This is a genomic window from Glaciibacter kafniensis (assembly GCF_039538945.1).
GTDB lineage: Bacteria > Actinomycetota > Actinomycetes > Actinomycetales > Microbacteriaceae > Cryobacterium > Cryobacterium kafniensis.
On record NZ_BAABCN010000018.1, the window covers coordinates 4,914 to 25,980 of the forward strand.

At 65.4% G+C, this 21,067-nt stretch carries 22 protein-coding genes; 11 read left to right on the forward strand and 11 right to left on the reverse strand.

Annotated elements, in window-relative coordinates; translation table 11 throughout:
• Both ABD791_RS20570 and ABD791_RS20575 read left to right on the forward strand, forming a co-directional pair.
• Window positions 1-369 (forward strand): YbhB/YbcL family Raf kinase inhibitor-like protein (locus ABD791_RS20570; protein WP_345069800.1); only part of this gene is annotated, 369 nt, incomplete at its 5' end.
• 10 nt (window positions 370-379) lie between these two features.
• Window positions 380-1,099: an amidohydrolase family protein gene (locus ABD791_RS20575; RefSeq protein ID WP_345069801.1), complete on the forward strand. Its 720-nt coding sequence runs from the start codon at window positions 380-382 to the stop codon at window positions 1,097-1,099.
• Between the two features lie 143 nt (window positions 1,100-1,242).
• Here ABD791_RS20575 and ABD791_RS20580 read toward each other — a convergent pair whose 3' ends face one another.
• The 4 genes from ABD791_RS20580 to ABD791_RS20595 all read right to left on the reverse strand — a co-directional run bounded on the left by ABD791_RS20580 (window position 1,243) and on the right by ABD791_RS20595 (window position 4,839).
• Window positions 1,243-2,790 (reverse strand): GMC family oxidoreductase, encoded by a 1,548-nt coding sequence (locus ABD791_RS20580; RefSeq protein ID WP_345069802.1) that lies wholly within the window; start codon window positions 2,788-2,790, stop codon window positions 1,243-1,245.
• 3 nt (window positions 2,791-2,793) lie between these two features.
• The gene (gene pldH / locus ABD791_RS20585) at window positions 2,794-3,528 is read right to left on the reverse strand and encodes a pyridoxal 4-dehydrogenase, SDR-type (RefSeq protein ID WP_345069803.1); all 735 of its coding nucleotides are present in this window, start codon (window positions 3,526-3,528) and stop codon (window positions 2,794-2,796) included.
• Window positions 3,529-3,570: 42 nt separating this feature from the next.
• The gene (pldA, locus tag ABD791_RS20590; RefSeq protein WP_345069805.1) at window positions 3,571-4,329 is read right to left on the reverse strand and encodes a 4-pyridoxolactonase; all 759 of its coding nucleotides are present in this window, start codon (window positions 4,327-4,329) and stop codon (window positions 3,571-3,573) included.
• A gap of 114 nt (window positions 4,330-4,443) precedes the next feature.
• Complete coding sequence (locus tag ABD791_RS20595) at window positions 4,444-4,839, reverse strand: hypothetical protein (protein ID WP_345069806.1); 396 nt, start codon at window positions 4,837-4,839, stop codon at window positions 4,444-4,446.
• Window positions 4,840-5,020: 181 nt separating this feature from the next.
• On the opposite strand from ABD791_RS20595, the gene ABD791_RS20600 reads away from it, so the two are divergent.
• The 6 genes from ABD791_RS20600 to ABD791_RS20625 all read left to right on the forward strand — a co-directional run bounded on the left by ABD791_RS20600 (window position 5,021) and on the right by ABD791_RS20625 (window position 11,935).
• On the forward strand, window positions 5,021-6,115 hold the full coding sequence (locus ABD791_RS20600) for a putative B6 ABC transporter substrate-binding protein (RefSeq protein ID WP_345069808.1): 1,095 nt from the start codon (window positions 5,021-5,023) through the stop codon (window positions 6,113-6,115).
• 94 nt (window positions 6,116-6,209) lie between these two features.
• Window positions 6,210-7,805: a putative B6 ABC transporter ATP-binding protein gene (locus ABD791_RS20605; RefSeq protein ID WP_345069809.1), complete on the forward strand. Its 1,596-nt coding sequence runs from the start codon at window positions 6,210-6,212 to the stop codon at window positions 7,803-7,805.
• On the forward strand, window positions 7,805-8,920 hold the full coding sequence (locus ABD791_RS20610; RefSeq protein WP_425562281.1) for a putative B6 ABC transporter permease subunit 2: 1,116 nt from the start codon (window positions 7,805-7,807) through the stop codon (window positions 8,918-8,920). The genes ABD791_RS20605 and ABD791_RS20610 overlap by 1 nt, the downstream gene beginning before the upstream one ends.
• Window positions 8,917-9,852 carry an ABC transporter permease gene (locus ABD791_RS20615; RefSeq protein ID WP_345069812.1) on the forward strand — a complete coding sequence of 312 codons (936 nt, stop codon included), beginning with the start codon at window positions 8,917-8,919 and terminating at the stop codon, window positions 9,850-9,852. Before ABD791_RS20610 ends, ABD791_RS20615 begins: the two co-directional genes overlap by 4 nt.
• 36 nt (window positions 9,853-9,888) lie before the next feature.
• Window positions 9,889-11,049 carry a pyridoxal-phosphate-dependent aminotransferase family protein gene (locus ABD791_RS20620; RefSeq protein WP_345069813.1) on the forward strand — a complete coding sequence of 387 codons (1,161 nt, stop codon included), beginning with the start codon at window positions 9,889-9,891 and terminating at the stop codon, window positions 11,047-11,049.
• A 124-nt stretch (window positions 11,050-11,173) separates the two neighbouring features.
• Window positions 11,174-11,935 (forward strand): IclR family transcriptional regulator, encoded by a 762-nt coding sequence (locus ABD791_RS20625; protein WP_345069814.1) that lies wholly within the window; start codon window positions 11,174-11,176, stop codon window positions 11,933-11,935.
• Between the two features lie 108 nt (window positions 11,936-12,043).
• Here the strand turns inward: ABD791_RS20625 and ABD791_RS20630 are convergent, their stop codons facing one another.
• A complete protein-coding gene (locus tag ABD791_RS20630; protein WP_345069815.1) occupies window positions 12,044-12,679 on the reverse strand; it encodes a DUF1684 domain-containing protein in 636 nt (211 codons plus the stop codon).
• Between the two features lie 83 nt (window positions 12,680-12,762).
• The gene (locus tag ABD791_RS20635; protein ID WP_345069816.1) at window positions 12,763-13,359 is read right to left on the reverse strand and encodes a hypothetical protein; all 597 of its coding nucleotides are present in this window, start codon (window positions 13,357-13,359) and stop codon (window positions 12,763-12,765) included.
• 42 nt (window positions 13,360-13,401) lie between these two features.
• Here ABD791_RS20635 and ABD791_RS20640 point away from each other — a divergent pair, with 42 nt between their 5' ends.
• The 3 genes from ABD791_RS20640 (at window position 13,402) to ABD791_RS20650 (ending at window position 16,433) form a co-directional block, all read left to right on the forward strand.
• The gene (locus ABD791_RS20640) at window positions 13,402-13,845 is read left to right on the forward strand and encodes an EVE domain-containing protein (protein ID WP_345069817.1); all 444 of its coding nucleotides are present in this window, start codon (window positions 13,402-13,404) and stop codon (window positions 13,843-13,845) included.
• Between the two features lie 329 nt (window positions 13,846-14,174).
• Window positions 14,175-15,440 (forward strand): coiled-coil domain-containing protein, encoded by a 1,266-nt coding sequence (locus tag ABD791_RS20645; RefSeq protein ID WP_345069819.1) that lies wholly within the window; start codon window positions 14,175-14,177, stop codon window positions 15,438-15,440.
• Between the two features lie 408 nt (window positions 15,441-15,848).
• Window positions 15,849-16,433, forward strand: a complete 585-nt coding sequence (locus ABD791_RS20650; protein ID WP_345069820.1) for a 2-phosphosulfolactate phosphatase — start codon at window positions 15,849-15,851, stop codon at window positions 16,431-16,433.
• Window positions 16,434-16,526: 93 nt separating this feature from the next.
• On the opposite strand, the gene ABD791_RS20655 is transcribed toward ABD791_RS20650, so the two are convergent.
• The 5 genes from ABD791_RS20655 to ABD791_RS20675 form a co-directional block, all read right to left on the reverse strand.
• A complete protein-coding gene (locus ABD791_RS20655; protein ID WP_345069821.1) occupies window positions 16,527-17,384 on the reverse strand; it encodes a CGNR zinc finger domain-containing protein in 858 nt (285 codons plus the stop codon).
• A 28-nt stretch (window positions 17,385-17,412) separates the two neighbouring features.
• Window positions 17,413-17,907 (reverse strand): SprT-like domain-containing protein, encoded by a 495-nt coding sequence (locus ABD791_RS20660; RefSeq protein WP_345069822.1) that lies wholly within the window; start codon window positions 17,905-17,907, stop codon window positions 17,413-17,415.
• Window positions 17,907-19,220, reverse strand: coding sequence for a PQQ-dependent sugar dehydrogenase (locus ABD791_RS20665; RefSeq protein ID WP_345069824.1), 1,314 nt, complete (start codon window positions 19,218-19,220; stop codon window positions 17,907-17,909). The genes ABD791_RS20660 and ABD791_RS20665 overlap by 1 nt, the downstream gene beginning before the upstream one ends.
• Window positions 19,221-19,326: 106 nt before the next feature.
• Complete coding sequence (locus ABD791_RS20670) at window positions 19,327-19,890, reverse strand: hypothetical protein (RefSeq protein WP_345069825.1); 564 nt, start codon at window positions 19,888-19,890, stop codon at window positions 19,327-19,329.
• Between the two features lie 262 nt (window positions 19,891-20,152).
• The gene (locus tag ABD791_RS20675; protein ID WP_345069827.1) at window positions 20,153-21,022 is read right to left on the reverse strand and encodes a spermidine synthase; all 870 of its coding nucleotides are present in this window, start codon (window positions 21,020-21,022) and stop codon (window positions 20,153-20,155) included.
• Between the last annotated feature and the right edge of the window lie 45 nt (window positions 21,023-21,067).

A 21,067-nucleotide genomic window follows, 5' to 3' on the forward strand; every position in this document is an offset into this window, starting at 1 on the left:
AACCTCGTGCCGGCACTTGACATCTCGGGTGCGCCGGAGGGGACCGTCGAGTTCGCTCTCATCCTGAACGACCCGGATGCGCCGCTTCCCCACGGCTTCACCCACTGGGTGGTCTACGGCATTCCCGCCGACGCCACCTCGCTCGACCTCGAAGCACCTGGTGTTCGGATGGGGCCGAACGGGCTCGGCGAAGCCGGGTGGTCCGGCCCGCAGCCGCCGTTCGGTCACGGCCAACACCACTACTACTTCTCCCTGTACGCACTGGGCGCGGCTGTGGAAGGCACCCCGGCGCGGGAGGAGTTTCTCGCGACGTACGCTGATTCGATCATCGAGCAGGCGCGCTATGTCGGACACTTCTCCCGCGACTAGGAGGGCTCCCATGGCCATCACTGACGCGCATATGCACGTTGGCGCCTTCCCGACCTTTGGGGTGAACCTCGATGAGGCGAGCCTGGCCGACTACCTGGCCGGCAACGACATCGACACCGCGATGATCTTTCATCAGGACAACGCCATGGTGCAGAGGGTGATCCAAGACATCCCCGGCGCATACGGGCTGTACTGGGCGAACCCCAAGCTCGGCGATCCACTGCCAGAGCTACGGGACTTTCTCGACGATCCGAAGTTTCGGGGAGTCAAACTGCATCCGCTCATGGACGGCTTTCACCCTGACGATCCCATGGTCTGGCCGATCATCGAGTTGTTGATTGAGCGAGACCTGCCCGCACTCATCCACTGCGGGCATCCGATCTTCTCGCTGCCCTGGAGCATCGAGGAGCTCATCTCACGATACGAGGACGCGAAGATCATCCTCGGGCACATGGGCCACGGCAACATCATCTACATCGACGCGTCGATTAAGGTGGCCGAGCGTCATCCGAATGTCTGGCTTGAAACCAGCGGCATGCCGATGAGCGTGAAAATCTTCGAGGCGGTGCAGAAGGTCGGCTCCAACCGAGTGATGTACGGCTCGGACGGCCCGTGGCACGAACCGAAGGTCGAGCAACTCAAGGTGCAGCTCAGCGGACTCGAAGGCGACGCGCTCGAAGATGTCATGAACCGCACGGCACAGCGCCTCTTCTTGGGCGCCGACGTCTAGCGTTCTGTCCGCGGTCGCAGCGGAGGTGACGAAAACCTCCTGACGCAGAGCGGGTCTGAGAATGACCCAGTTCTGGGACAGGAGGTTTTCGTGTTGAACCCATGCCGGTGGTATCCGACGCTTGTTGCCGGCGGTTGTAACCGTCAGCGGGTATACGAGGCGGCGAACGATTCCGCTATCGCCAGCACGGCGGCGTGAATCGGCCCGGCCGTGATCGACGGGATGACGGAGGCATCGACGACGTACAGCCCGTCAAGGCCGCGGAAGCGGAGATCCGGTGTCACTGGTGCGTCGGCGGAGGCGCCCATGCTGAGGGTGCCGACCGGGTGGTGATGCGTGATCACGGCACGGGCGATGAAGTCCTCGAGATCGTCGTGAGTGGTCACCGCTGAGCCAGGCAGGAGCTCCTCCTCGCGCCACCCCGACATGCCGGCGGATGCACCGACGAGGCGGGCGTGCTCGAGTGCGGCCAGAAACGTCGCACGGTCGTGCTCCGTGTCGAGGTAGTTCGGGTCGATCACTGGCTCATCGCCCACATCGGGCCCGCTGATGCGGAGTGAGCCGCGACTAGTCGGGTTGGTGACCCCGAAGAGCAGCGTGTAGCCCTCGCCCGGGTTCAGCTCGGCCACGGCGCCGTCGGCGAACGACTCCGACGCGCTCAGCCCGACGACACAGCCCACGACGATATCCGCCGCACCGGATGTCTCGCCGAGACCCTTGAGCGATAGGTACGTCATCGATTCGGAGAGTTGCAGCTTGGTGGGCGCAACCGTCTGACGTGCTCGGTAGAGGTTGCCGGCTCCGAGCAGGTGGTCATGCAGGTTCTTTCCCACGCCGGGCGACTCGAGCACGACCTCAACGCCCGCGGCTCTGAGCACCTCCGGATCGCCGACGCCGGAGCGCATGAGCAGCAGGGGATCGCCGATCGAGCCGCCCGCAAGAATCACCTCGTCGGCTTCGATGACCTCGTCCACGCCTTCACGGGTGACCAACGCCCCCGTGACCCGGCCGTCGACGATGACCAGCCGGTGCACTGTCACCCCAGTGAGAAGCGTGAGGTTCGGGCGGCCCTGCACCGGATCGAGGTAGACGTCGCACACCGTGACCCGCTCTCCGTCACGGATCGTGAGTGAGTTCACAGTCGCGCCGAGCATCTCGCCGCCGTTGTGGTCGGCGATGCGCGGCACGCCCAGTGCGTGCCAGGACGCAAGATAATCCTGCACAAGCGGACTCGACAGCTCGGTGCCAGGAAGCAGCACCGGGAGCGGTCCGTCAGCGCCGTGCACAGCATCCGCTCCACCGGAGAACGTCTCAGAGCCGATGAAAAAGGGCAGCAGCGAGTCCCATGACCAGCGCTCGTCGCCGGTCGCCTCGACCCATCGATCGAAGTCGGCGCGGCATCCGCGCATATGAGCCATCGCGTGCACGAGGCTGGACCCGCCGGGCCCCTTGCCCCGTGCCCAGTCGAGGCTGCGGCCGGCGATTCCGGGCTGCGGCGTCGTGCGGTAGCTCCAATCGTAGGAGCGGCCGTGGATCAGGGGCCAGAGCTCAGGCTTGCGCATCTCGGGATCGGTGACCCGCTCGCCCGCCTCGACCACCGTGACGTGGCGAGACGGGTCAGCGCTGAGGCGGTTCGCCAAGACGCTGCCGGCCGAACCCGCCCCGATGATCAAGACGTCGATGTGCGCCACGATCTAGTTGCGGGTATGTCCGGCGTCGACGACGAGGGTCTGGCCCGTGATCCACTCGGCCTTCTCCGACACCAGGAACGCAACGGCGGGGGCGACGTCACTCGGAACACCGCGACGCTTGATCGCCTGCATCGGCACGACGTAGTCGAAGCCGTTTTGGTGGGCGCCCGAGAGCACGCCCTCGCTGGCGATGATGCCGGGAGCGACCGCGTTGATCGTGATTCCGAGCGGGCCGAGCTCGCCGGCCAGCGCACGAACGAGCCCGATGGAGGCACCCTTGGTTGCGACGTAGTGTGCACAGTCCGGCGTGCCAGCGACAAAGGTGTTCGATGCGATGTTGACGATGCGACCGTAGCCGGCCTTGCCCATGATCGCCGTGACGGCGTGCGTGACGAGGTAGATGCCGTCGAGGTTCACCGACATCACGCGACGCCACTCCTCAAAACTGATGTCAGCCCACGGGGTCAGAGGTACGAGCGCGGCGTTGTTCACGAGCACATCGATGCGGCCGAGCTCGTCAACGATCTCGCCGATGACGGTGGCCACCTGCTCTGGGTTGCTCACGTCGAGCGTCTTCGCGACGCCGCCGATGCGCTGGGAGACCGTCTGGGCTCCGGCGCCGTTGATATCAGCGACAACGACCTTCATGCCCTCTGCGGCCAATTCCTCCGCGATGGCGGCTCCGATTCCCTGTGCGGCTCCGGTCACGAGGGCAACGCGCTGTTCTGTCTTAGCCATGTTTCTGTTTTCTTCTTTCGTTGTTCGTGTCGGCTGCGGCGGCTACTTGCCGCCGTAATACTCCGGTGCGAGTTTCCAATTCAGGAACGGCTCGAGATCGTGCGATGGGTACACGTCGGCGTCTTCGGTGCGGGCCAGGTAGTTGAGGCGTCGAATGGCCTCAACCGACTTCGTCGGGTCGAGGTGGAATCCGGCAATCCATTCCTTCTCGAGCGTGGTGTGGGTGTAGGCCGCGTCACCGCAGAAGAGCATGCTCTTCTCCTGCTCCATACGAACCAAGAGCGAGTAGTGCCCGATGGTGTGGCCCGGCGTTTCGAAGAGCCAGATGCCCGGCACAATCTCGTAGTCACCGGAGATGGGGGTGTAGCTGACGCCGGCGTGATCGAACGTGAGGTCGGAGTAGCCGAGACGCTCGAACGGCTCAGGAACTTTCGCGTGGCGCAGCTCCTCCTTGTGCACGAGCGTCTTCGCGTTGGTGAGGTACTTGTTTCCGCCCACGTGGTCGAAGTGAAAGTGCGAGTTGACGACGATGTCCACGTCTTCGGGTGCAAAGCCGGCCTTCGCGAGCTGGGCAGGGATGGTTTGCTCCGGAGTCTGCTCCGGAAGCTCAAACGGCAGCACCTTGTTGACGTGGTCCAGATCGAACCCGGTATCGAAGAGAATCAGCGCGTCGGGGTGCTCGATGAGCACGCTGTAGACAGGGAACCGCACAGGGTTGCCGGCGTTGATGTGCCAATGCACGTCTGACTCGTCGATGACAAGCGTTCCGCCATCAAGCAGGTAGACCTTGGGATCGGACATCGTGACCTCGCTTCGCATTCATTCTCATATTGCGTTAATGACTGCTCACGTTATGAGAACTTAATTCACGCTGTCAAGACTTGCCCGAGGAATTAACGTGTCGGCAACACGGGATCAGTCGGCCGAGACGGCGGGGAAGTCCTCGAAGGTGGGTGCGAAGTCGTAGTGAGCCCATCGGTAGCAGTGGTCGAGCATGGGATCACTGGCGAAGTCCCCGATGCAGGTCGCGTCCTGGTAGCGCTCGCCACTGTCATCCGTGTAGTGCACCCGGCAGAGCACGCGCCAGAGTGTGTCGCTGTCGACGGACGGGTCTTCGATGGCATGCGCGGAGGGGAGCCAGCACTCGGTGGATGTGATGCGGTCCGCGTTCACATCTGAGCTGGGGCCCGCCACCTCGGCCAGGGTTGCGAGGGCCGCAGAGTCAGGCTCGGAGAGTGGAACGGAGGCGGAGCAGCCGCAGAGTGCGAGCACGGCGGCGGCGAGCAAAACGAGTGCGTGCTGACGGTTCATGGGAACCTCCTTACCCTCGCATCTTGGGGGACGTGTGTTTCGGGGGAGTAAAACCTACAAGTCATCGTTGACGTGGCGGCCATTCTTCTCATACTGTAGCGCCTACCCCGCACATTGTGAGAAGACAGCACTGCAAAACACAACGGAGATGGGGCACCCCACCTGGAGAGGACTTCCATTAATGTTTGCATTCAGAAGCGGCACCCGAGGTCGCACCATCACCCGTGTCGCCGTCGTCGCGACGGCGGGCGCTCTCGCCCTCAGCCTTGCAGGTTGTGCGGGAGGTCGTGGCGGAGCCGCCCCGGCTACCGACCCGGCCTCGTCGGCCGGCACGACCGTCGCCAAGTTTGCCCTCGTCGCCCCTGAGAACGAATCTGACTTCGGTTGGAATCAGGCCGGGCTCGTCGGCGCAGAGTCGGCAGCCACAGAACTCGGCATCGAAGTGACCCTGGTGCCCGACGCGGGGTGGGACAACGCCGAGACTGTTCTCGGCCAGGTCATCGACAGCGGAGCCCAGTTCGTGGTCGCCCATGCTTCCGGTTACGGCGTCGCCGGCACCAGCGTCGCAAAGGCGAAGGGGGTTCCGATCCTCATTCAGGATGCGGGCGAGAACATTCCCGGAAAGGTGGCAGTGACCAAGACTGAGGCGCAGGAGGGCGGCTATCTCGCCGGCATCGCTGCAGCCATGACGACCACGAGCAAGACAATCGGCATCGTGGTCTCGGCCGACGACATCAACTGGTTCAAGATGGCCGCAGGCTTCGCAGAGGGGGTCTACAGCGTTGACCCGACGATCCAGGTGCTCTACACCTCCGTCGGTCCGGCGGAGTACGCCGACGCTGCGGGTGGCAAGACCGCAACAGAGCAGCTCATCGCCGCGGGATCTGACGTCATCTTCGGCATGGGCGACGGTGCAACGCACGGTTACCTCCAGGCCGTCGAGGCAGCTCCGGGCGTCAAGTACATCGCCGACATCGGCGACGTGACGTCGGGCCTCAACGACCCGAGTGTGCTCCTCACCTCGGTGCTCTGGAACTACGGCCCCACGTACGTGCAGGCGATCACGGATGTCGAGGCCGGCACATTTGGCGCGGAGGGCTACGAGCTCACCGTCGAAAACGAGGGCCTGACGCTGCAGAAGACCGATAACCTGACGGCTGAGATCCTGGCCGCCATCGAGACCGCCAAGGCGGGAATCATCGACGGATCGATCGTGCCGACCCCGGCAGAATCGGCCGACGAAGTCAAGGCAGTAGTCGCGGCCAAGGGCGCCTGATCCCCACCGCTCGCTGCACCACCACCATGTGAGGTGCCGGCGGCCATCGCGGCCGCCGGCATCCAGCCCCCTGCTTCTTGCCCAGGAGAATTTCTTGACTACACCGATTGCACCGGACGTGATCTCCCTCAGAGAGATCACCAAGGCATTTCCCGGGGTCGTTGCAAACGACCGGATCTCGCTCGATATTGTGAGCGGGCAGGTGCATTGCCTGCTCGGAGAAAACGGCGCCGGCAAGTCGACGCTGATCAGCATCCTCGCCGGCATGCAACAGCCTGACTCCGGCACGATCGCCATCAACGGCGTCACGGCGACGATCAACTCCCCGAAGGCCGCTGTCGATTACGGCATTGGTGTCGTTCACCAGCACTCCACGTTGGTGCCCGCGTTCACCGTGCTGGAAAATCTCATGCTCGGCGAGACCGGGCTGCTGCTCGAGAAGAAGCGGGCGATTGAGCGACTCGGCGAGCTCGCGGAGTTGCTGGGTGCGCAGATCGATCCGGATGCGCTCGCCTCCGACCTCGGTCTCGGCCAGCAACAGCAGGTGGAGATCGCCAAGGCGATCTGGAAGGGCAGCCGGCTGCTCATCCTCGACGAGCCGACATCGATGCTCACCCCGCAGGCGATCGACCACCTCGCTGAGAGCATCGAACGGGTGAAGAGCCAGGGACTCGCGGTGGTCTTCATCACCCACAAGCTCCGCGAGGCGTACTCCATGGGGGACTGCGTCACCGTGCTTCGGGGCGGCCGCAACGTCGGCCACATCTCGGTCGACGAGCTTCACTCCTACGATGAGCAGCAGGCGCAAGACGCGATCCTCAGTGCCATGTTCGGTGAGGACATCAGCGCAGTCGGCGCCGACGCTGCCGACCTTGCCGGCGCCACCACGGCGACCAGGGAGACCAAGGCAATCGACCGGACCACTCAAGCGGTACGTCTCGAACTCACCGGCGTCTCGAGCCGTGGCCTGGGGCGTGACGTCGAGGCCACTGATGTGACCATCCAGGTGCGCGAAGGTGAGATTCTCGGCATTGCCGGAATCGACGGGCATGGCCAAGGGGCGCTCGCCGAGCTCGTCGCCGGCCAGCGATCGGTGTCGACCGGCACCGTGCGATTCGAGGGTCAGGACGTGACTCGGTTGGGCGTTCGGGGGCGGCAACAGCTCGGCATCCGCTATGTGACGGATGACCGTCTGCACGAAGGCACCATCGGCTCGATGTCTGTGGCGCTCAACCTCGTCATCAAGCGCATCGGCCAGCGGCCGTTTTGGCGCTTCGGTCAGATTCAACGCAAGGCCGTCGATGCCGAAGCCGCAACTCAAATCGACAAGTTCGGCATCCGAACCCCGTCACCGGCGACGCGGGCGGGCACGCTGTCTGGCGGAAACATCCAGAAGATTCTTCTGGCACGCGAACTCGCGCACGGCGCCCAACTTGTCGTCGTGAACAAGCCGACCTATGGGCTCGATCTCAAGACCGTGCGCCTGGTGCGTGAAATCCTTATCGACTTCGCCGCGAACGGCGGATCGGTGCTCCTGCTCTCCACGGACTTAGACGAGCTTGTCGAGCTCTCCCACCGCATCGAGATCATCTCCAGCGGCCGGATCGTGGGCAGCGTCACCAACGACGGACCCGGAACAGCAGAGAAAGTGGGTCATTTCATGACCGGAGCGATCGAGGGCGCACAATGATGCGCTCGGATCACAGCAGGGCCAGCAAGCTTCTCGAAGAGTTGGTGAGATCGGTACTGCCGGTTCTCCTGGCGTTGATCGTGGCTGGCCTTATCATCCTTGCAATGGGGAGCAACCCCCTCGACTTCTTCGCCGGAGTCTGGACCTATGGCGTCACCGGCCTCAACTGGCAGCGGAGCCTCGTGCTCATGGCCCCGCTGCTCATCGTTGCGGTCGGACTCATCATCGCCTTCCGCGGTCAGCTGTGGAACCTGGGCTACAACGGTCAATACCTTCTCGGTGCGGTGGTGGCCTCAGGATTCGGGCCCTACCTGTTCGAGGCGTTGCCGGGCTGGCTTGCAACGCTCGTCATCTTCGTCGGTTCGCTCGCGGTCGGTGCAGTCTGGTCGCTCGTTCCCGCGATTCTCAAGGCGCGCTATGGCACGAATGAGATCATCACCTCGCTCGTCATGTCGTTCATCGGCGTCGGAGTCGCGAATCTCCTCATCAAGGGGCCATTTAAAGACACCACCACTCCGCAGCCGCAGACGGCGGTCATCGCCGACGAAAACCTGCTTGCCTATATCCCCGGCACCAACATTCACATCGGTCTGATCTTCGCGCTCGTGCTGGCGTGTGTCGCCCAGTTCGTGTTCAGCCGCACGTCTTTCGGCATGCGAATGGACATCTTCGGTGCCAGCCCCAAGGCTGCACGACACATGGGCATCAACTCGACCTGGATGGTCATTCTGCTGTTCGCGCTCTCGAGCGGCCTCATCGCCTTCGCCGGGGCGATCGATGTCTTGGGACAGTACAGCTATCAGCGTGCCAACTGGAATCCGCACTACGGCGACGCGGTGATGCCCTTTGTCTTCTTGGCGCGACTCAACCCGATTGCGGCCATCCCTCTCGTCGGCTTCTATGCGGTGCTGGCCACCGGTGGCACACTCGCCGCGCAGCAGGCCGGACTCAACGTCGACTTCCTGCTCGTCATCGTTGGCCTCATCCTCATCTTCATGACCATCACCGAGTACGTCGGCGAAAAGCGCCGGCTCGGACAGAGCTACTTGCCTCACGGGCTGAAGCGCACACTGCTGCGACCGTTCCAGGGCGTTGCCGGAAGGAAGGATTCATGAGCGACATGCTGTCAGCGGCCTTCGTCACGGTGTTCATCGCGACGGTCATCGCGCAGGCGATGCCCCTCATGCTTGCCGCCGTCGGAGAAAACATCGGTGAGCAGGCCGGTGTGCTCAACCTCGGTATCGAGGGTGTGATGCTCATCGGCGCCTACACCGGATTCATCGTGACGCTCACCAGCGGCGACTTCTGGCTGGGCATGCTTGCCGGCGCCGTCGGCGGAGTCGTCGCCAACCTCGCGATGCTCGTGCTCAATGTGTGGCTCGGGCTCAACCAGATCGTCATCGGTCTCGCCGTCACCTTGATCGGCGAGGGCATCACGAGTGTTCTGTACCTGCAGAACAATGCCAAGTCGGTGACGAGCCTCGGATCGCCTCCCGACTTCGGGATCCCCGTTCTGGCCGACATCCCCGTGATCGGGCCGGCCCTCTTCCAGCAGTCCGCGATCTTCTGGGTCTCGGTCATCCTGGTGATCGTGGCCGGGTTCTTCCTCTCCAAGTCGAACTGGGGCCTGTCGATTAGGGCTGCGGGTCAAAAGCCGTCGTCGCTGGACGCGGCGGGCGGCAGCGTCATGAAGATCCGTTCGCATGCCGTCATTCTCAGCGGTGCCTTCGTCGGCCTCGGCGGTGCCTATCTGGCCTTGATCACCACGTCCACATTCACCCCGTTCATCACGAATGGCCTCGGCTTCATCGCCATCGTCATCACGATGCTCTCTCGGGGCCGGGTCATACTGGTGGCCGTCACCTCCCTGGTCTACGGCTTCACCGTGGCAATCGGTCCGGCGCTGCAGGTGCTCGGATATGACGTATCGGCTGACGTTATCAAGATGATTCCATTCATCGTCGTCATCCTCACACTGATCATCTTCGCGCGGACCTCGGTCGTTCCGCCGGCCCTGGGCGCTGCATACACCCGCGGCGCCCGCTGATCCCGATCCCCATTCTCAGAGCTAAGGAACTACAACATGGCACTGCCCGACTTCACCCTCTCCGCCGGTCCCGTCACGGTCTCCGCCCGAACGCTTGCTGCTCTCGGCAAGCCGATCCTGTACCACTACGACCCCGAGTTCAGGGCAACGTTCGAGCGCACCCAAGACAAGGTCGCGCAGATGTTCAAGACCACGAATGACATCGTGCTCATGCAGGGCGAGGCCATCGTCGGGCTCGAGGGCGCGCTGCGCTCGCTCATCACACCGGGGATGCATGTGCTCAACCTCGTTCAGGGCGTGTTCGGCAAGGGAACGGGCTATTGGATCGCCGGTTTCGGCGCAGAGCTGCACGAGATCGAGGTCGGCTACGACGACGCCGTCTCACCTGCGCAGGTCGAGGCATATCTCGACCAACACCCTGAGATTCAGATGGTCTGTCTCGTCGCCTCAGAGACGCCGTCGGGAACCGTCACCGACGTCGCCGCCATCGGCCCGATGTGCCGCGATCGTGGCATCCTGACCTACGTCGACACCGTGTCCGGTGTCCTGGGCATGCCGTGGGAGACCGATGCGTGGGGACTCGACCTCTGTGTTGCGGGAGCCCAGAAGTGCCTCGGCGGCCCTCCCGGCGTCGCCCTTGTCTCGGTCAGTCAGAAGGCCTGGGACGTGATGTACGCCAACCCCGCTGCTCCACGGGATTCCTACCTCTCGCTCATCGACTGGAAGGAGAAGTGGCTCGGTGAAGGCAGGTTCCCCTACACGCCATCGGTGAGCGACATCAACGGGCTCGAGGCCGCGCTCGACCAGGCGCTCGAAGAGGGCATCGACGCCGTCGTCGCCCGGCACGAGGCGGCCGCGGAGGTCACAAGGGCCGGCGCTCTGGCGATGGGATTGACGCTGTGGGCGAAGAACGAGGAGTTCGCGTCGGCGTGCGTCACGTCAATCCGGCTTCCTGACACTATCGACAACGCGGTGGTGCGCGACCACGCTCGTGAGGTCTACGGCGTGATGCTGTCGCACGGACAGGGGGCGGGAAATCTCATTCGCTTGTCCCACATGGGGCCGACAGCGGGAGGTCTCTACTCCGTCGTTGGACTCGCCGCGCTCGGGCGCACACTCGCCGATCTGGGCATGCCGGTCGACATCGGTGCAGGTTTGGAGGCGGCTCTTGCGGTGCTCAGCACCCAACGGAAGTGAGCCGAACTCGATCATGCCCGCGACGTGCCCTTAGTGTAGATAGACAGACAGACAGGTAGGTGATATGGAACCGTATCAGCCGACAGAGAACCGGGAAACCGGATCAGCCACAGACGGAGACGCAGTGCCCGCGCAGCCGCAGCGCACCAAAGGCGTCGACAGCGCCCGTCGAGTGCTTCAGATTCTTCTTCAGTTCAATGAGAACACACCAGAGTTGACCGTCGAGAATCTCCTCGAGGATCACGATATATCCGTGCCAAGTGCCTATCGCTACATCTCCCTGCTTCGCGAGATGGACCTGATCGAGGAGAGGGAGAAAGGACGATTCGTGCTGTCGCCGCAGGTGCTGAGGCTGGCGCGTGCGGCAGAGGCATCGTTCGACTACCGCGCGAAGGCGCAGCCGATCCTTGACCGGTTGGCAGAGACAACGGGGGAGACCTCGCTCTATCTGAGGCGGGTCAACGATTCAGCGGTCTGCCTCGCGATCGCCGAGTCCGATCATCCGATCTCGATCTCATTTCGCCCGGGAAATCTGATGCCGTTGCATAGTGGCGCGGCGGCCAAGGTCCTGCTCAGTGACCTTTCCGCAGCGAAACTTGCCCAGTACTTCCAGCGCGTGGGGCCCGCGATATCGAAGCAGGCTCGCGAGACCCTCGAGAGAGACCTCGACGCGATCGGCGTCACCGGATACGCCGAGAGCGCGGCCGAGGTCGATCAGGGTGTGTGGGCCAGCGCTGCAGGTATCCGAGTCAGGGACAGGCTCGTCGGAGCAGTGACGGTCGTCGCTCCGGGGTACCGCCTGTCAGAAGAGAACCGTGGTGCGATCGCAGTGGCGGTAAAGGCAGCGGCTCATGAGCTTGAAGGCATACTCGCTCACTTCGACTGACATCCACCGCCCATCGAAGTGAGCGAGTACCGGTCGTTCCCGGCCGTGGGCATCGGCAGTGTGCCGTTGCGGCTGCAGTCGCAGCTGCCGAGTCTCGGCGCGCGCTCGCTAGTGCATCGGGTGATACAGCTCGCCGACGGGAACCTCCACCGCGACGATGTTTCCGGCCTGCGGAAGCGGGCACGCCCACATCGGGTCGTAGGCGCACGACGGGTTGTAGGCGAAGTTGAAGTCGAGAATGAGGGTGTCATCGTCGGCGCCGGGGCCGAGATCGGCGCCCTTGACCGTGTCGAGCAGGTAACGGCCGCCGCCATAGGTTCCGCCCGGCTTGCCGGCGAGGGCATCTTTCACGGGTAGAAACAGCCCGCCCGCGTAGCTGGCGAGTCGCCAGACGTCGAGCGAGCCGATGTACGGCAGGCGAACCGAACCGACGAGATCGAACGGAACTGTGCCGTCGGTGCCGGTTTCGACGCTGATGCGCAGCGGTTCCTCTGCCCGGTGCACCTCGACTTCGAAGCGCCAATCGGGGTCGTAGGCCGTGACGGGGAGGCCGGTGAACGCGGCCCGGTCGTCGGGCAGCAACGGCGATGACGGATGCCCGGCGAACAGCTCGTCACGCCCCGAACGCCACAGCTCGTGGCCGGCCGCCGGGTTGCGCACGCTCAGCTGGCGCACGCCGGCATAGAGGCCGAAGACGCGGCGGCGCCAATCGGCAATTTGCAAGGCTCCGAGGGATGAGCTCATGGGTTCAGGCTAGCAACGAAGTCGGGATCACCAGCAGGGTGCGCCCCAAATCGGTTGCTCTGTCCGCGAAACGGGGACCGGCTTCAGGATGGGAGCGGCGAGTCGCCCGTGTCAGGGGCCGAAAAGGTAGGCGACACGCCATCCACTCCTGAACCAGGTACCGGGGAACCGCTGACGAAGTCGGGATCGTCGACGCCGAGATCGAGCCGCCAGCTCGGGGCGAGTCGCTTGAGTTGCCGCATCCGCCATTGCCAGAACGCCCAGAAGCTCGGCCAGAGGGCCAGCGTGGCTGGGCCGGCCTCGAAGATCAGCTGGTCACGGTAGAGAGTCTTGCCGCTGCCGGCCGGGTCGGCAGAGATCGCCATGGTGTGATCCCACCGGGTGAGGATCGCGAGCGGGCCCGAAACGCCGCGTCCGGTATCGCGCAGAATACGCACGCTGCCGTGCTGCCTGGTCGACACCGCGAGGTCGATGCGTTGTTGGCCGAATGGAATCAGACCGAGCGCATGCAGGCCGACCGGATGCGCACCCGCGGCCCAGATCGTCGGAAAACCCGTCGCCTCCTCGGAGTGCAGCGCCATGAGGGGGGAACTGACCTCCTGCAAAACTGCCGGGCTGCGGAGGGCGCGCCAGGCGGCATCCGGGTCGCAATCGAGGATCTCTTTCAGCAGCACGCGCATGCCCCCAGTCTGCGTGCATGCCCGATGCAGTACAACTGAAGCGTGGCAATCAGATACTGGCTCGGCGTCGTGCAGCGCGAGAATGTGCTGCGCGGAGTCGCGCAGGGCTTCGCGCAGACGAACCACGGCGCGCGCGGTCTGCTGGAGCGGATGCGGGAGTCTGACGGTCTCGTCTACTACTCGCCTCGGACGCAGGTCGATGGCCCTCCGCTCAAGCACTTCACCGCCATCGGACGCATCATCGACAGCGAGGTGTTCCAGGCCACCGACTCCGACTATCGCCCGTGGCGCCGCCGCGTCGACTACGACCATGCCGCGGTGGCCACCTCAATCCGGCCGCTTCTGCCGGTGCTCGATCTGAGCCGCGGCAACCCCGACTGGGGGTACCAACTGCGCCGCGGCTTGCTTGAGATCACGAAGCATGACTTCGAGGAGATCCGTCTGCAGATGCGGCGCCCGTCGGCAGACGACCGCCGCCGCCGGTAGCGGCGGCGCTCGGCATCGCCGCTCTCGCTTGTCCCGCCGGTCTTCTCTTCGCCGAGCTTGACACTTGCGGTCGAGTTTGACCGGCGCACCGGGGTGTCTCGACCGCAACGGTCAAAGTCGACGGATGCTGCGCGCGGCAGGTCGGTCGGCTCGAGACCGCGTGCCCCGCGTTGGTCGAGCCTGCCGAGACCGCGAGCAGATCTGGGCGTGGGGTATCCCGCTCGGCGCGCGCAAGCCTCCGCGCCCCGCGGGATACCCTGCGCCCAGAGTGGCAGGCAGTCGCGGCCCGGCGTCATCGCCTCCGCGCCCGGCTTCATTAGACTCGAACCATGGCTGGCGAACTCTGGTGGGTACCCTCGCTCATCGTTCTCGCGGCCGTTGCTGCGGGAGTGCTGGTGCTCGTTTCCGTGCTGCGCCGACGCACCCGCTCCCGCATCGACGCTGAGAATGCGATTGCCGCCGACCTTGCCCGCACCGCGGCGATCAGCCTCGTGCGCGCCGACGACCTCGTGCAGTCCGCCGCCGATGAGCTGAGCTTCGCCCTCGCGCAGTTCGGCGAGAACTCCACGCGTGAGTTCGCGACAGCGCTCACCACCTCGCGCCGGCAGCTGCGCGATGCGTTCGCCCTCCAGCAGAAGCTCGACGATGCGGTGCCGGACTCCGATGCGGAACGCCGGCGCTGGAACGAGCAGATCATCACCCTCGCGACAGAGGCCACCGCGCGCATCGACGCGCAAACGCGCACGTTCGACTCCCGCCGTGGCGTCGAACGCGAAGCACCGGCGCTGCTCGACCAGCTCCACCGCCGGCTCCTCCGGGCGGAAGACCGCGTCGAAGCCGGAAAGTCCACCTTGGAGCGCCTCGCCCTGACCTACGCTGCCCCGGCGCTCGCCGCTATCGGCGCGAATCTTGACCGAGCCATCGCCTCACTCGGCGAGGCCCGCGCGGCCGTCGATGAGGCATCCGCTCGCATCGGCCGCGGAGCACAGGAACCCGTCGGCGACCAGATGCGTGCCGCCGAGCACGGTCTGTTTCGCGCGACCCAGCTGCTCGACGCCATCGAAACCGGCGAGGACCAGCTGCACATCGGCTACGCGACCCTGGGCAATGCGCTCGCCGCAGCGGATGCGGAGCTGGCCGAAGCTCGTGCGCTGCGCGACACCCACGAAGAGACCGAGGCGCGGGCCACCCTCAACGAGGTGATCGCGCGGGCCGACCGGGTGATCGTCGAACTGCGCAATCCGGCGCGGTTGTCTGATCCCGCGGCAGATCTGGTGCGTCTTCGTGAGGCGATGGACGGCCTCGACGTCACCCGCTCCGAGGCCCGCAACCGACAGTTGCGCCTGGAGAACGCCCGCGATGCGCTCACCGGCGCCCTGCTCGCGGCGCGCAGTCAGATCGCGGTGACCCGCGACTACATCACGACCAGGGCCGGTCGAGTCGGGGCGCCGGCCCGCACCCGGCTGGCCGAGGCCGAGCGCCAACTCGCTCTCGCCGACGCGGAGGCCGACCCCGTCACCGCCCTCGACACCGCCCGCCGGGCGATGACCCTCGCGACGGATGCCGACGCCCTCGCGCGCTACGACGCTCATTAGTCCCGGCCGTCGCTCGAGCTGCCTGGCGCTCTGCCGACTTGTGTGGGGCTAACTCCGGCAATTCGGCGGGGGTGCCGACCCAAGCCGCGGACCAGTGCGCGGACCAGTGCGCGGACCAGTGCGGACCAGTGCGACGGATGTCGGCCGGCCGCCAGGATTGCAGGAGTTAGCCACCGGCTGCACAGTGTGCTTACAGAAGAGAAGAGCGAGGACGTGTGAGGGTAACTCCGGTAATCCGGCCGGAGCGCCGGCGCGGACCGCGGACCAGTGCGACGGATGTCGGCCGGCCGCCAGGATTACCGGAGTTAGCCACTGGCCAGCTCGGGTGCGAGATCGGAATCCGCGAAACGAGACGTTGCGTGACGACGAAACCCGCACGGAGGGCACGGCGCCGGGTAGCCTGAATGCGTGAACGAAGCGCAGCCTCAGCAGGCATATCAGGTCAGATTCGACTGGGGAACGGCCGGATTCCAGGCGCTCTCCGCCAGCGCCGACGTTGTCGTCATTGCCGACGCGCTGCCGGCCACCACGACAAACGGCGCGCATTTCGCGGGCGCAGCGGGCGCGGCCGGCACGACGAACCGCGGGCAGGCGCAGCACGTCATCTCGGCCAGCCTGAACAATCGCTCCGCCGTGGCCGACTGGGTGCTCGCCCGTCAGGCCGAGAAGGGTGCGCGGTTCTCCGTCGCGGTCATCGCAGCCGGTGAGCGTCGCGCCGACGGAACCCTCCGGTTCGCCGTCGAGGATCTCTTCGTGGCCGGCGCCGTCATTGACGCACTCTCAACCCTCGGCATCGATCATTGTTCACCGGAAGCCGCCGCGGCATCCGCCGGATTCGTTGGGTTGAAGCAGGCCATCCGCCACCTGGTCAGCGCGTCGGAGACGGGTCTCGCGTTGGGGGCACTCGGGCGTCAGGACGAGATTCGTGCCGCCAGCCAGCTGGATTCCAGTACCGAGGTCGTGGCCACCGGCGAGTTTCACTTTCTGGCCTGAGCGGCTGGCGCGATCAGGCGATCAGGCGATCAGGCGATCAGGCGATCAGGCGATCACCCGATCGACCCGAACTGACCGATCTCGGCAGAGACGCTAGGGCAGCGTCGGCGCCTCAAGCGCATGACGCGCGACCCGCGGACGCGACAGCGTGGTGACCGAAGCGCTGTCGGCCGTCGACTCGGCCGTCGACTCGGTTGCCGATGTCGCGGGTGCCGATGTCGCGGCAGAGGCCGCGTTGCGCTCCCGGAACGCCCGCACCTTCGCTCGATTGCCGCAGCGCTGCATTGAACACCAGCGGCGGTTGGCCGAACGTGAGGTGTCGAGATACAGAATCGTGCAATCGTCGGCCGAGCAATAGCGAATCCGCCCGTCGGTGTCTGGCCCGAATAGCTCGACCGCGGTGCGCGCGAGAGTCGAGAAGGCTTGCCCGGCGCGCGGCGAGGTGCGGCCGGCCTGCCGCGACCCACCGGTCAGGGCGGGCGGGATGTCGGGGGTGGCGGCGAACAGATTGACGATGTCGATGTCCTGGCCGTCGGCATCCCGGCCATCGGCCGCTGCGGTCGCGAGGCGGGCAATCGCACCGCGCAGGGCGAGGGCGTCGGCGAGATCGCGCTCCTGAGTCTGGATGCGGGGGGTCGGCGCCGCGGCCACGGAGGCCGTTGCCGAGGAGGTCGCTGAGGAGTCCGCCGCCGAGGAGTCGGACAGTGACTCAGCCGACGACTCCGCCGAGTCGGTGACCACGGTCTGAGGGGAGTAACGTTCATTGAGCCAGTCGGCGAGGTCGCCGGCGGTGTGCAGGAGTTCCCCGGCCGGATTGTCGCCGAGGTCGCCGGTGTAGGCGAAGTCGAGCGCGATCGACCCGGAGTCGAACCACCAACGCTGCCCGTCGCTTGAGATAAGCCACTGGCCCGTCTGTCCGGGGCGAGCGGTGTCGTTGTTCACAAGCGTCATGTAACCAGTGTATCTGGTTACGACAGAGTCAATTTCCCGCTGCCGCCGCAGCCCGCCGCCGCGCCGCCGCGGTGATCTCTCGCCGCGACCAGGTGATCAAATGGGCAGCGCTGAAGCCGCGCCCGCAGAGGCCACAGGCCAGCGGACGGGTCGGTTGACGATAGCGATAGTGTGTGTGCCCGGCAGGGCAGGTTCCGACCCAGGGGGCCAGTTCGTCGGCGATCTCGCCGTCGTGCGTGCGTTTTCCGTCGTAGCCGATGTTCGCCGCAACGGCCTTCCACCGTGGCCCGTGCCCGGCTCGCGGGCCGGCGAGTGCATGCGCGACCTCGTGCAACAGAATCTGGTGGATCTCATCGTCGTCATACCGCGCCGCGAGATAACGCGACACAGTGATGTGCCGATCGGTGAAGTTGCAGAGCCCGGCGCGCTTCTTTGCATTGTCGAAACCGAATGACCAGCCGCGGTCGAGATGCAGGGTGATGAGGGCATCCGCCCAGACGCGCACCCGCTCGAGGTCGGCCATCAGCGCGACACCTGCACCTGATAGAGACGGTCGTCGCCCGCGGCGGGGTCGCCCCGGCCATCCGTGTTGTTGCTCATAAACCACAGTGTGCCATCCGGGCCAGACACCACATCGCGCAGCCGCCCGAAGTCGTGCACAAACCAGTCGTCGACCTCGCCTGTGGACAACTGGATGCGCCAGAGACGCTCCCCGCGGAGGCTCGCCATGAACAGGCTGTCGCCGACGATCGCGATGCCGCTCGGGCTGGCCTCGTCGGTCGGCCACTCATGCACCGGGTCGATCAACGCGGGGTCGGCTGCGCCGGCAGGAGCGATCCCCTCAACGATCGGCCAGCCATAATTGCCGCCGGCGACGATGCGGTTGAGTTCATCCCAGGTGTTCTGGCCGAACTCGCTCGCCCAGAGCTGCCCCTGGACATCCCAGGCGATGCCCTGTGGGTTGCGGTGCCCCCAGGAGTAGACGAGCGTGCCGAACGGGTTTCCCGCCGGCACCTCACCCGTGGCCGTCATGCGCAGAATCTTGCCGCCGAGCGAGCCGAGATCCTGCGCATTCGCCGTGTTTCCCGCATCACCGGCCGTCGCATAGAGCAGCCCATCCGGCCCGAACGCGATCCGACCGCCATCATGATTTGCCGCCTTCGGGATGCCGGCGAGCACGAGCTCAGACGCGCCGAGACCGTAGCCTCCCGCCGAGCCGGTCAGTGGCATCCGTACGATTCGGTTGTCGTCGGCAGCGGTGACGTACGCGTAGACCCAACCGGAGTCACTGGGAGCAAGTCCTGCAGAAAAGCCGGGAGAGACGCTAGGAGCGGCGGATGCGCCGGGAGAGACGGTGGGCGCGGCTGATGCGCCGGGAGAGACGCTGGGCGTCGCGGATGCGATGGGCGCGGCTGATGCAGCCAGGAACGCGAGTCCGAGCAACCCGCCCTCGCCGCCGGCATGCGACTCGGCGACCGTCCCGGCCGCACGGAGCGAGCCATCGGGCAGCAACTCACGAATCGTCGCGGTGTCACGTTCGCTGATCAAAGTTCCGCCGCCGGGCATGGGCAGACGCAGGATCGACCACGGCGCGTCCAGATGTGAGGCGATCGCGACGGGGTCGCCCACCGGACGCACCGGCAGTGCCACCGGCGACGGCGAAGCAGTCAGGGTGGGGGTGGCGCGCAGGGGAGTCTCGGTGGCCGGCTGCCCGGTCGACGGTGTCGCGCGCGGGCTTCCGACGGTGCAGCCACAGACCGTCAGAGCGACACACGCACAGATCGCGACTGTCGATGCACGACAAGCGCGAGAGGCTCGAAACGGCGGCCTGGGCATGGTCACTCTCTTCCTCACTGTGAGGGCAGGGCGGGGCTGCGTGAATCAAGCATGGCGCAACTCGTGAAGCGAGGCGAGGTGTAGCAGAGGCGAAGAACGCGACGAACTAGCGTGATGCGTCGTCTGCGGCGATGAACTTTTCGATCACGGCGACGGCGAGCAGCGAGTTTTCGATTTCTTGAGGCGATGCTCCGGCGCGCTCCCGCAAGAAAACTGCTGCGGTGAAGTCGGCGGCGGCGGCCTCATAGCTGCCCTGATCGAAGTGCACCTTGCCGCGATTTTCGCGGGCTGACGCCGCAACATCCAGCCACTCGTGAGCTTCGGCCTCCTGCACACAGTGGCTGAGTTCGGCCTGCGCCTCGTCGAGTTTGCCCTGGTACTGCTGCACCTGGGCGCGACGGATGCGACTGGACGCGAGTTGCTTGCGGTCACCGGTGAATCGCGACAGGCGTACTGCCTCGTTGGCGATCAGCGCCGCTTCGTCGAGACGATCGATCAGGCGCAGCAGGGTGATCTTCTCTTCGAGTGCCGACAAGCTGCGCAGCTCGCCGAGTTCGTCAAGCCGCGCGAGGGCGGCCTGGGGGTCTGCTTGCTCGCGCAATGTCGTTGCGTCGTAGCCGATGATGATGCTCAGGATGAGTCCGTTGTTGAGGGCGGCAGGGTGAGCCACGCGGGAGGCCAGGTTGTCTTCAGGATAACCCGCCACCCTGTCGAAATCACCCGCGAATGGGGGATAGGCGACGCACGCCAGAGGTGTCGCCCTCCCATTCGACGGAGATTCTGAAGTTTTGGCCCCAAAATACGACGGACAGACGGCGTGTCACGAAAAATCTCCGTCGAATGGGAGATCTCGGCGCGATGCTACGACCGGAGAAAGCGGATGCGACGACCGGAGAAAGCGGATGCTACGAACGGAGAAAGCGGATGCGCGCTCAGCGCCCGATCTGAAAAACGGTGCGGCCGGGCAGCGGCGACGGCGTCGCCGTCTCATCGGTCACGACCTGCGCGCTGGCCATGAACTGCTTCAGCTCCGTGCCCTCGATCACCTTCGCCGGATGCGGCCCGCCGGCCAGCAAACGCGGAATCCAGTCCAGGTCGATCGGCGTGTGAGCCGCGACGAAGACGATGTTGCCGAACCGACGCCCCTTGAGAACCTGCGTTTCGGCCAGGCCGATCACGTGACCGAACACCGCTGAAAGGGTGGCAGCCTGGCTGCGCGCGAACGCCAGCCCGGGGCCGTCGGCCACGTTGACGGCGAGCACCCCGCGCTGCGAAAGCAGCGGGGCGGTGAGCTCGTAGAACTCTCGACTCGTCACATGGGCAGGGGTGCGGGCCCCCGAGAAAATGTCGACGACGACGAGGTCGACCGAGCCGTGCAGCCCGGCCGGAAGTTTCGCCAGCACCTCGCGCGCATCGCCGTGCCGCACCCGCAGCTGGGCACGCTTGTCCCAGGGCAACTCGGCCCGCACGAAGTCGATCAGGTCGCTCTCCAGCTCGACGACCTGCTGGCGGGATCCGGGCCGGGTCGCCTCGACATACCGGGGGAGGGTCAGGGCGCCGGCGCCGAGGTGCACGGCGGTGATCGGCTCGCCTGGGTCACCGAGCAGGTCAATCACGTGCCCGATCCGCTGGATGTACTCGAAAAACAGCTCACTCGGGTTGTCGAGGTTCACATGCGACTGCGGGGTGCCATCCACCACCAGCTGGTAGCTGCCAGGGGTGAACCGGTCGGGTTCGACGATGGCCGTGTGTCCGCTCAGTTTCAATGTGACTGACGGATGCTGCGTCTCGCCTCTGCTCATCACTCCAGTCTGCGCCATCCTGGCCCGCGCCCTCCCCCGGAAAGA

Excerpts from the sequence above, each read along its gene's own strand:
- ABD791_RS20575 (WP_345069801.1), top strand. The coding sequence starts at position 380 with ATGGCCATCACTGACGCGCATATGCACGTTGGCGCCTTCCCGACCTTT.
- pldH (WP_345069803.1), bottom strand. The coding sequence starts at position 3,528 with ATGGCTAAGACAGAACAGCGCGTTGCCCTCGTGACCGGAGCCGCACAG.
- pldA (WP_345069805.1), bottom strand. The coding sequence starts at position 4,329 with ATGTCCGATCCCAAGGTCTACCTGCTTGATGGCGGAACGCTTGTCATC.
- ABD791_RS20595 (WP_345069806.1), bottom strand. The coding sequence starts at position 4,839 with ATGAACCGTCAGCACGCACTCGTTTTGCTCGCCGCCGCCGTGCTCGCA.
- ABD791_RS20600 (WP_345069808.1), top strand. The coding sequence starts at position 5,021 with ATGTTTGCATTCAGAAGCGGCACCCGAGGTCGCACCATCACCCGTGTC.
- ABD791_RS20610 (WP_425562281.1), top strand. The coding sequence starts at position 7,805 with ATGCGCTCGGATCACAGCAGGGCCAGCAAGCTTCTCGAAGAGTTGGTG.
- ABD791_RS20615 (WP_345069812.1), top strand. The coding sequence starts at position 8,917 with ATGAGCGACATGCTGTCAGCGGCCTTCGTCACGGTGTTCATCGCGACG.
- ABD791_RS20620 (WP_345069813.1), top strand. The coding sequence starts at position 9,889 with ATGGCACTGCCCGACTTCACCCTCTCCGCCGGTCCCGTCACGGTCTCC.
- ABD791_RS20630 (WP_345069815.1), bottom strand. The coding sequence starts at position 12,679 with ATGAGCTCATCCCTCGGAGCCTTGCAAATTGCCGATTGGCGCCGCCGC.
- ABD791_RS20635 (WP_345069816.1), bottom strand. The coding sequence starts at position 13,359 with ATGCGCGTGCTGCTGAAAGAGATCCTCGATTGCGACCCGGATGCCGCC.
- ABD791_RS20645 (WP_345069819.1), top strand. The coding sequence starts at position 14,175 with ATGGCTGGCGAACTCTGGTGGGTACCCTCGCTCATCGTTCTCGCGGCC.
- ABD791_RS20655 (WP_345069821.1), bottom strand. The coding sequence starts at position 17,384 with ATGACGCTTGTGAACAACGACACCGCTCGCCCCGGACAGACGGGCCAG.
- ABD791_RS20660 (WP_345069822.1), bottom strand. The coding sequence starts at position 17,907 with ATGGCCGACCTCGAGCGGGTGCGCGTCTGGGCGGATGCCCTCATCACC.
- ABD791_RS20665 (WP_345069824.1), bottom strand. The coding sequence starts at position 19,220 with ATGCCCAGGCCGCCGTTTCGAGCCTCTCGCGCTTGTCGTGCATCGACA.
- ABD791_RS20675 (WP_345069827.1), bottom strand. The coding sequence starts at position 21,022 with ATGAGCAGAGGCGAGACGCAGCATCCGTCAGTCACATTGAAACTGAGC.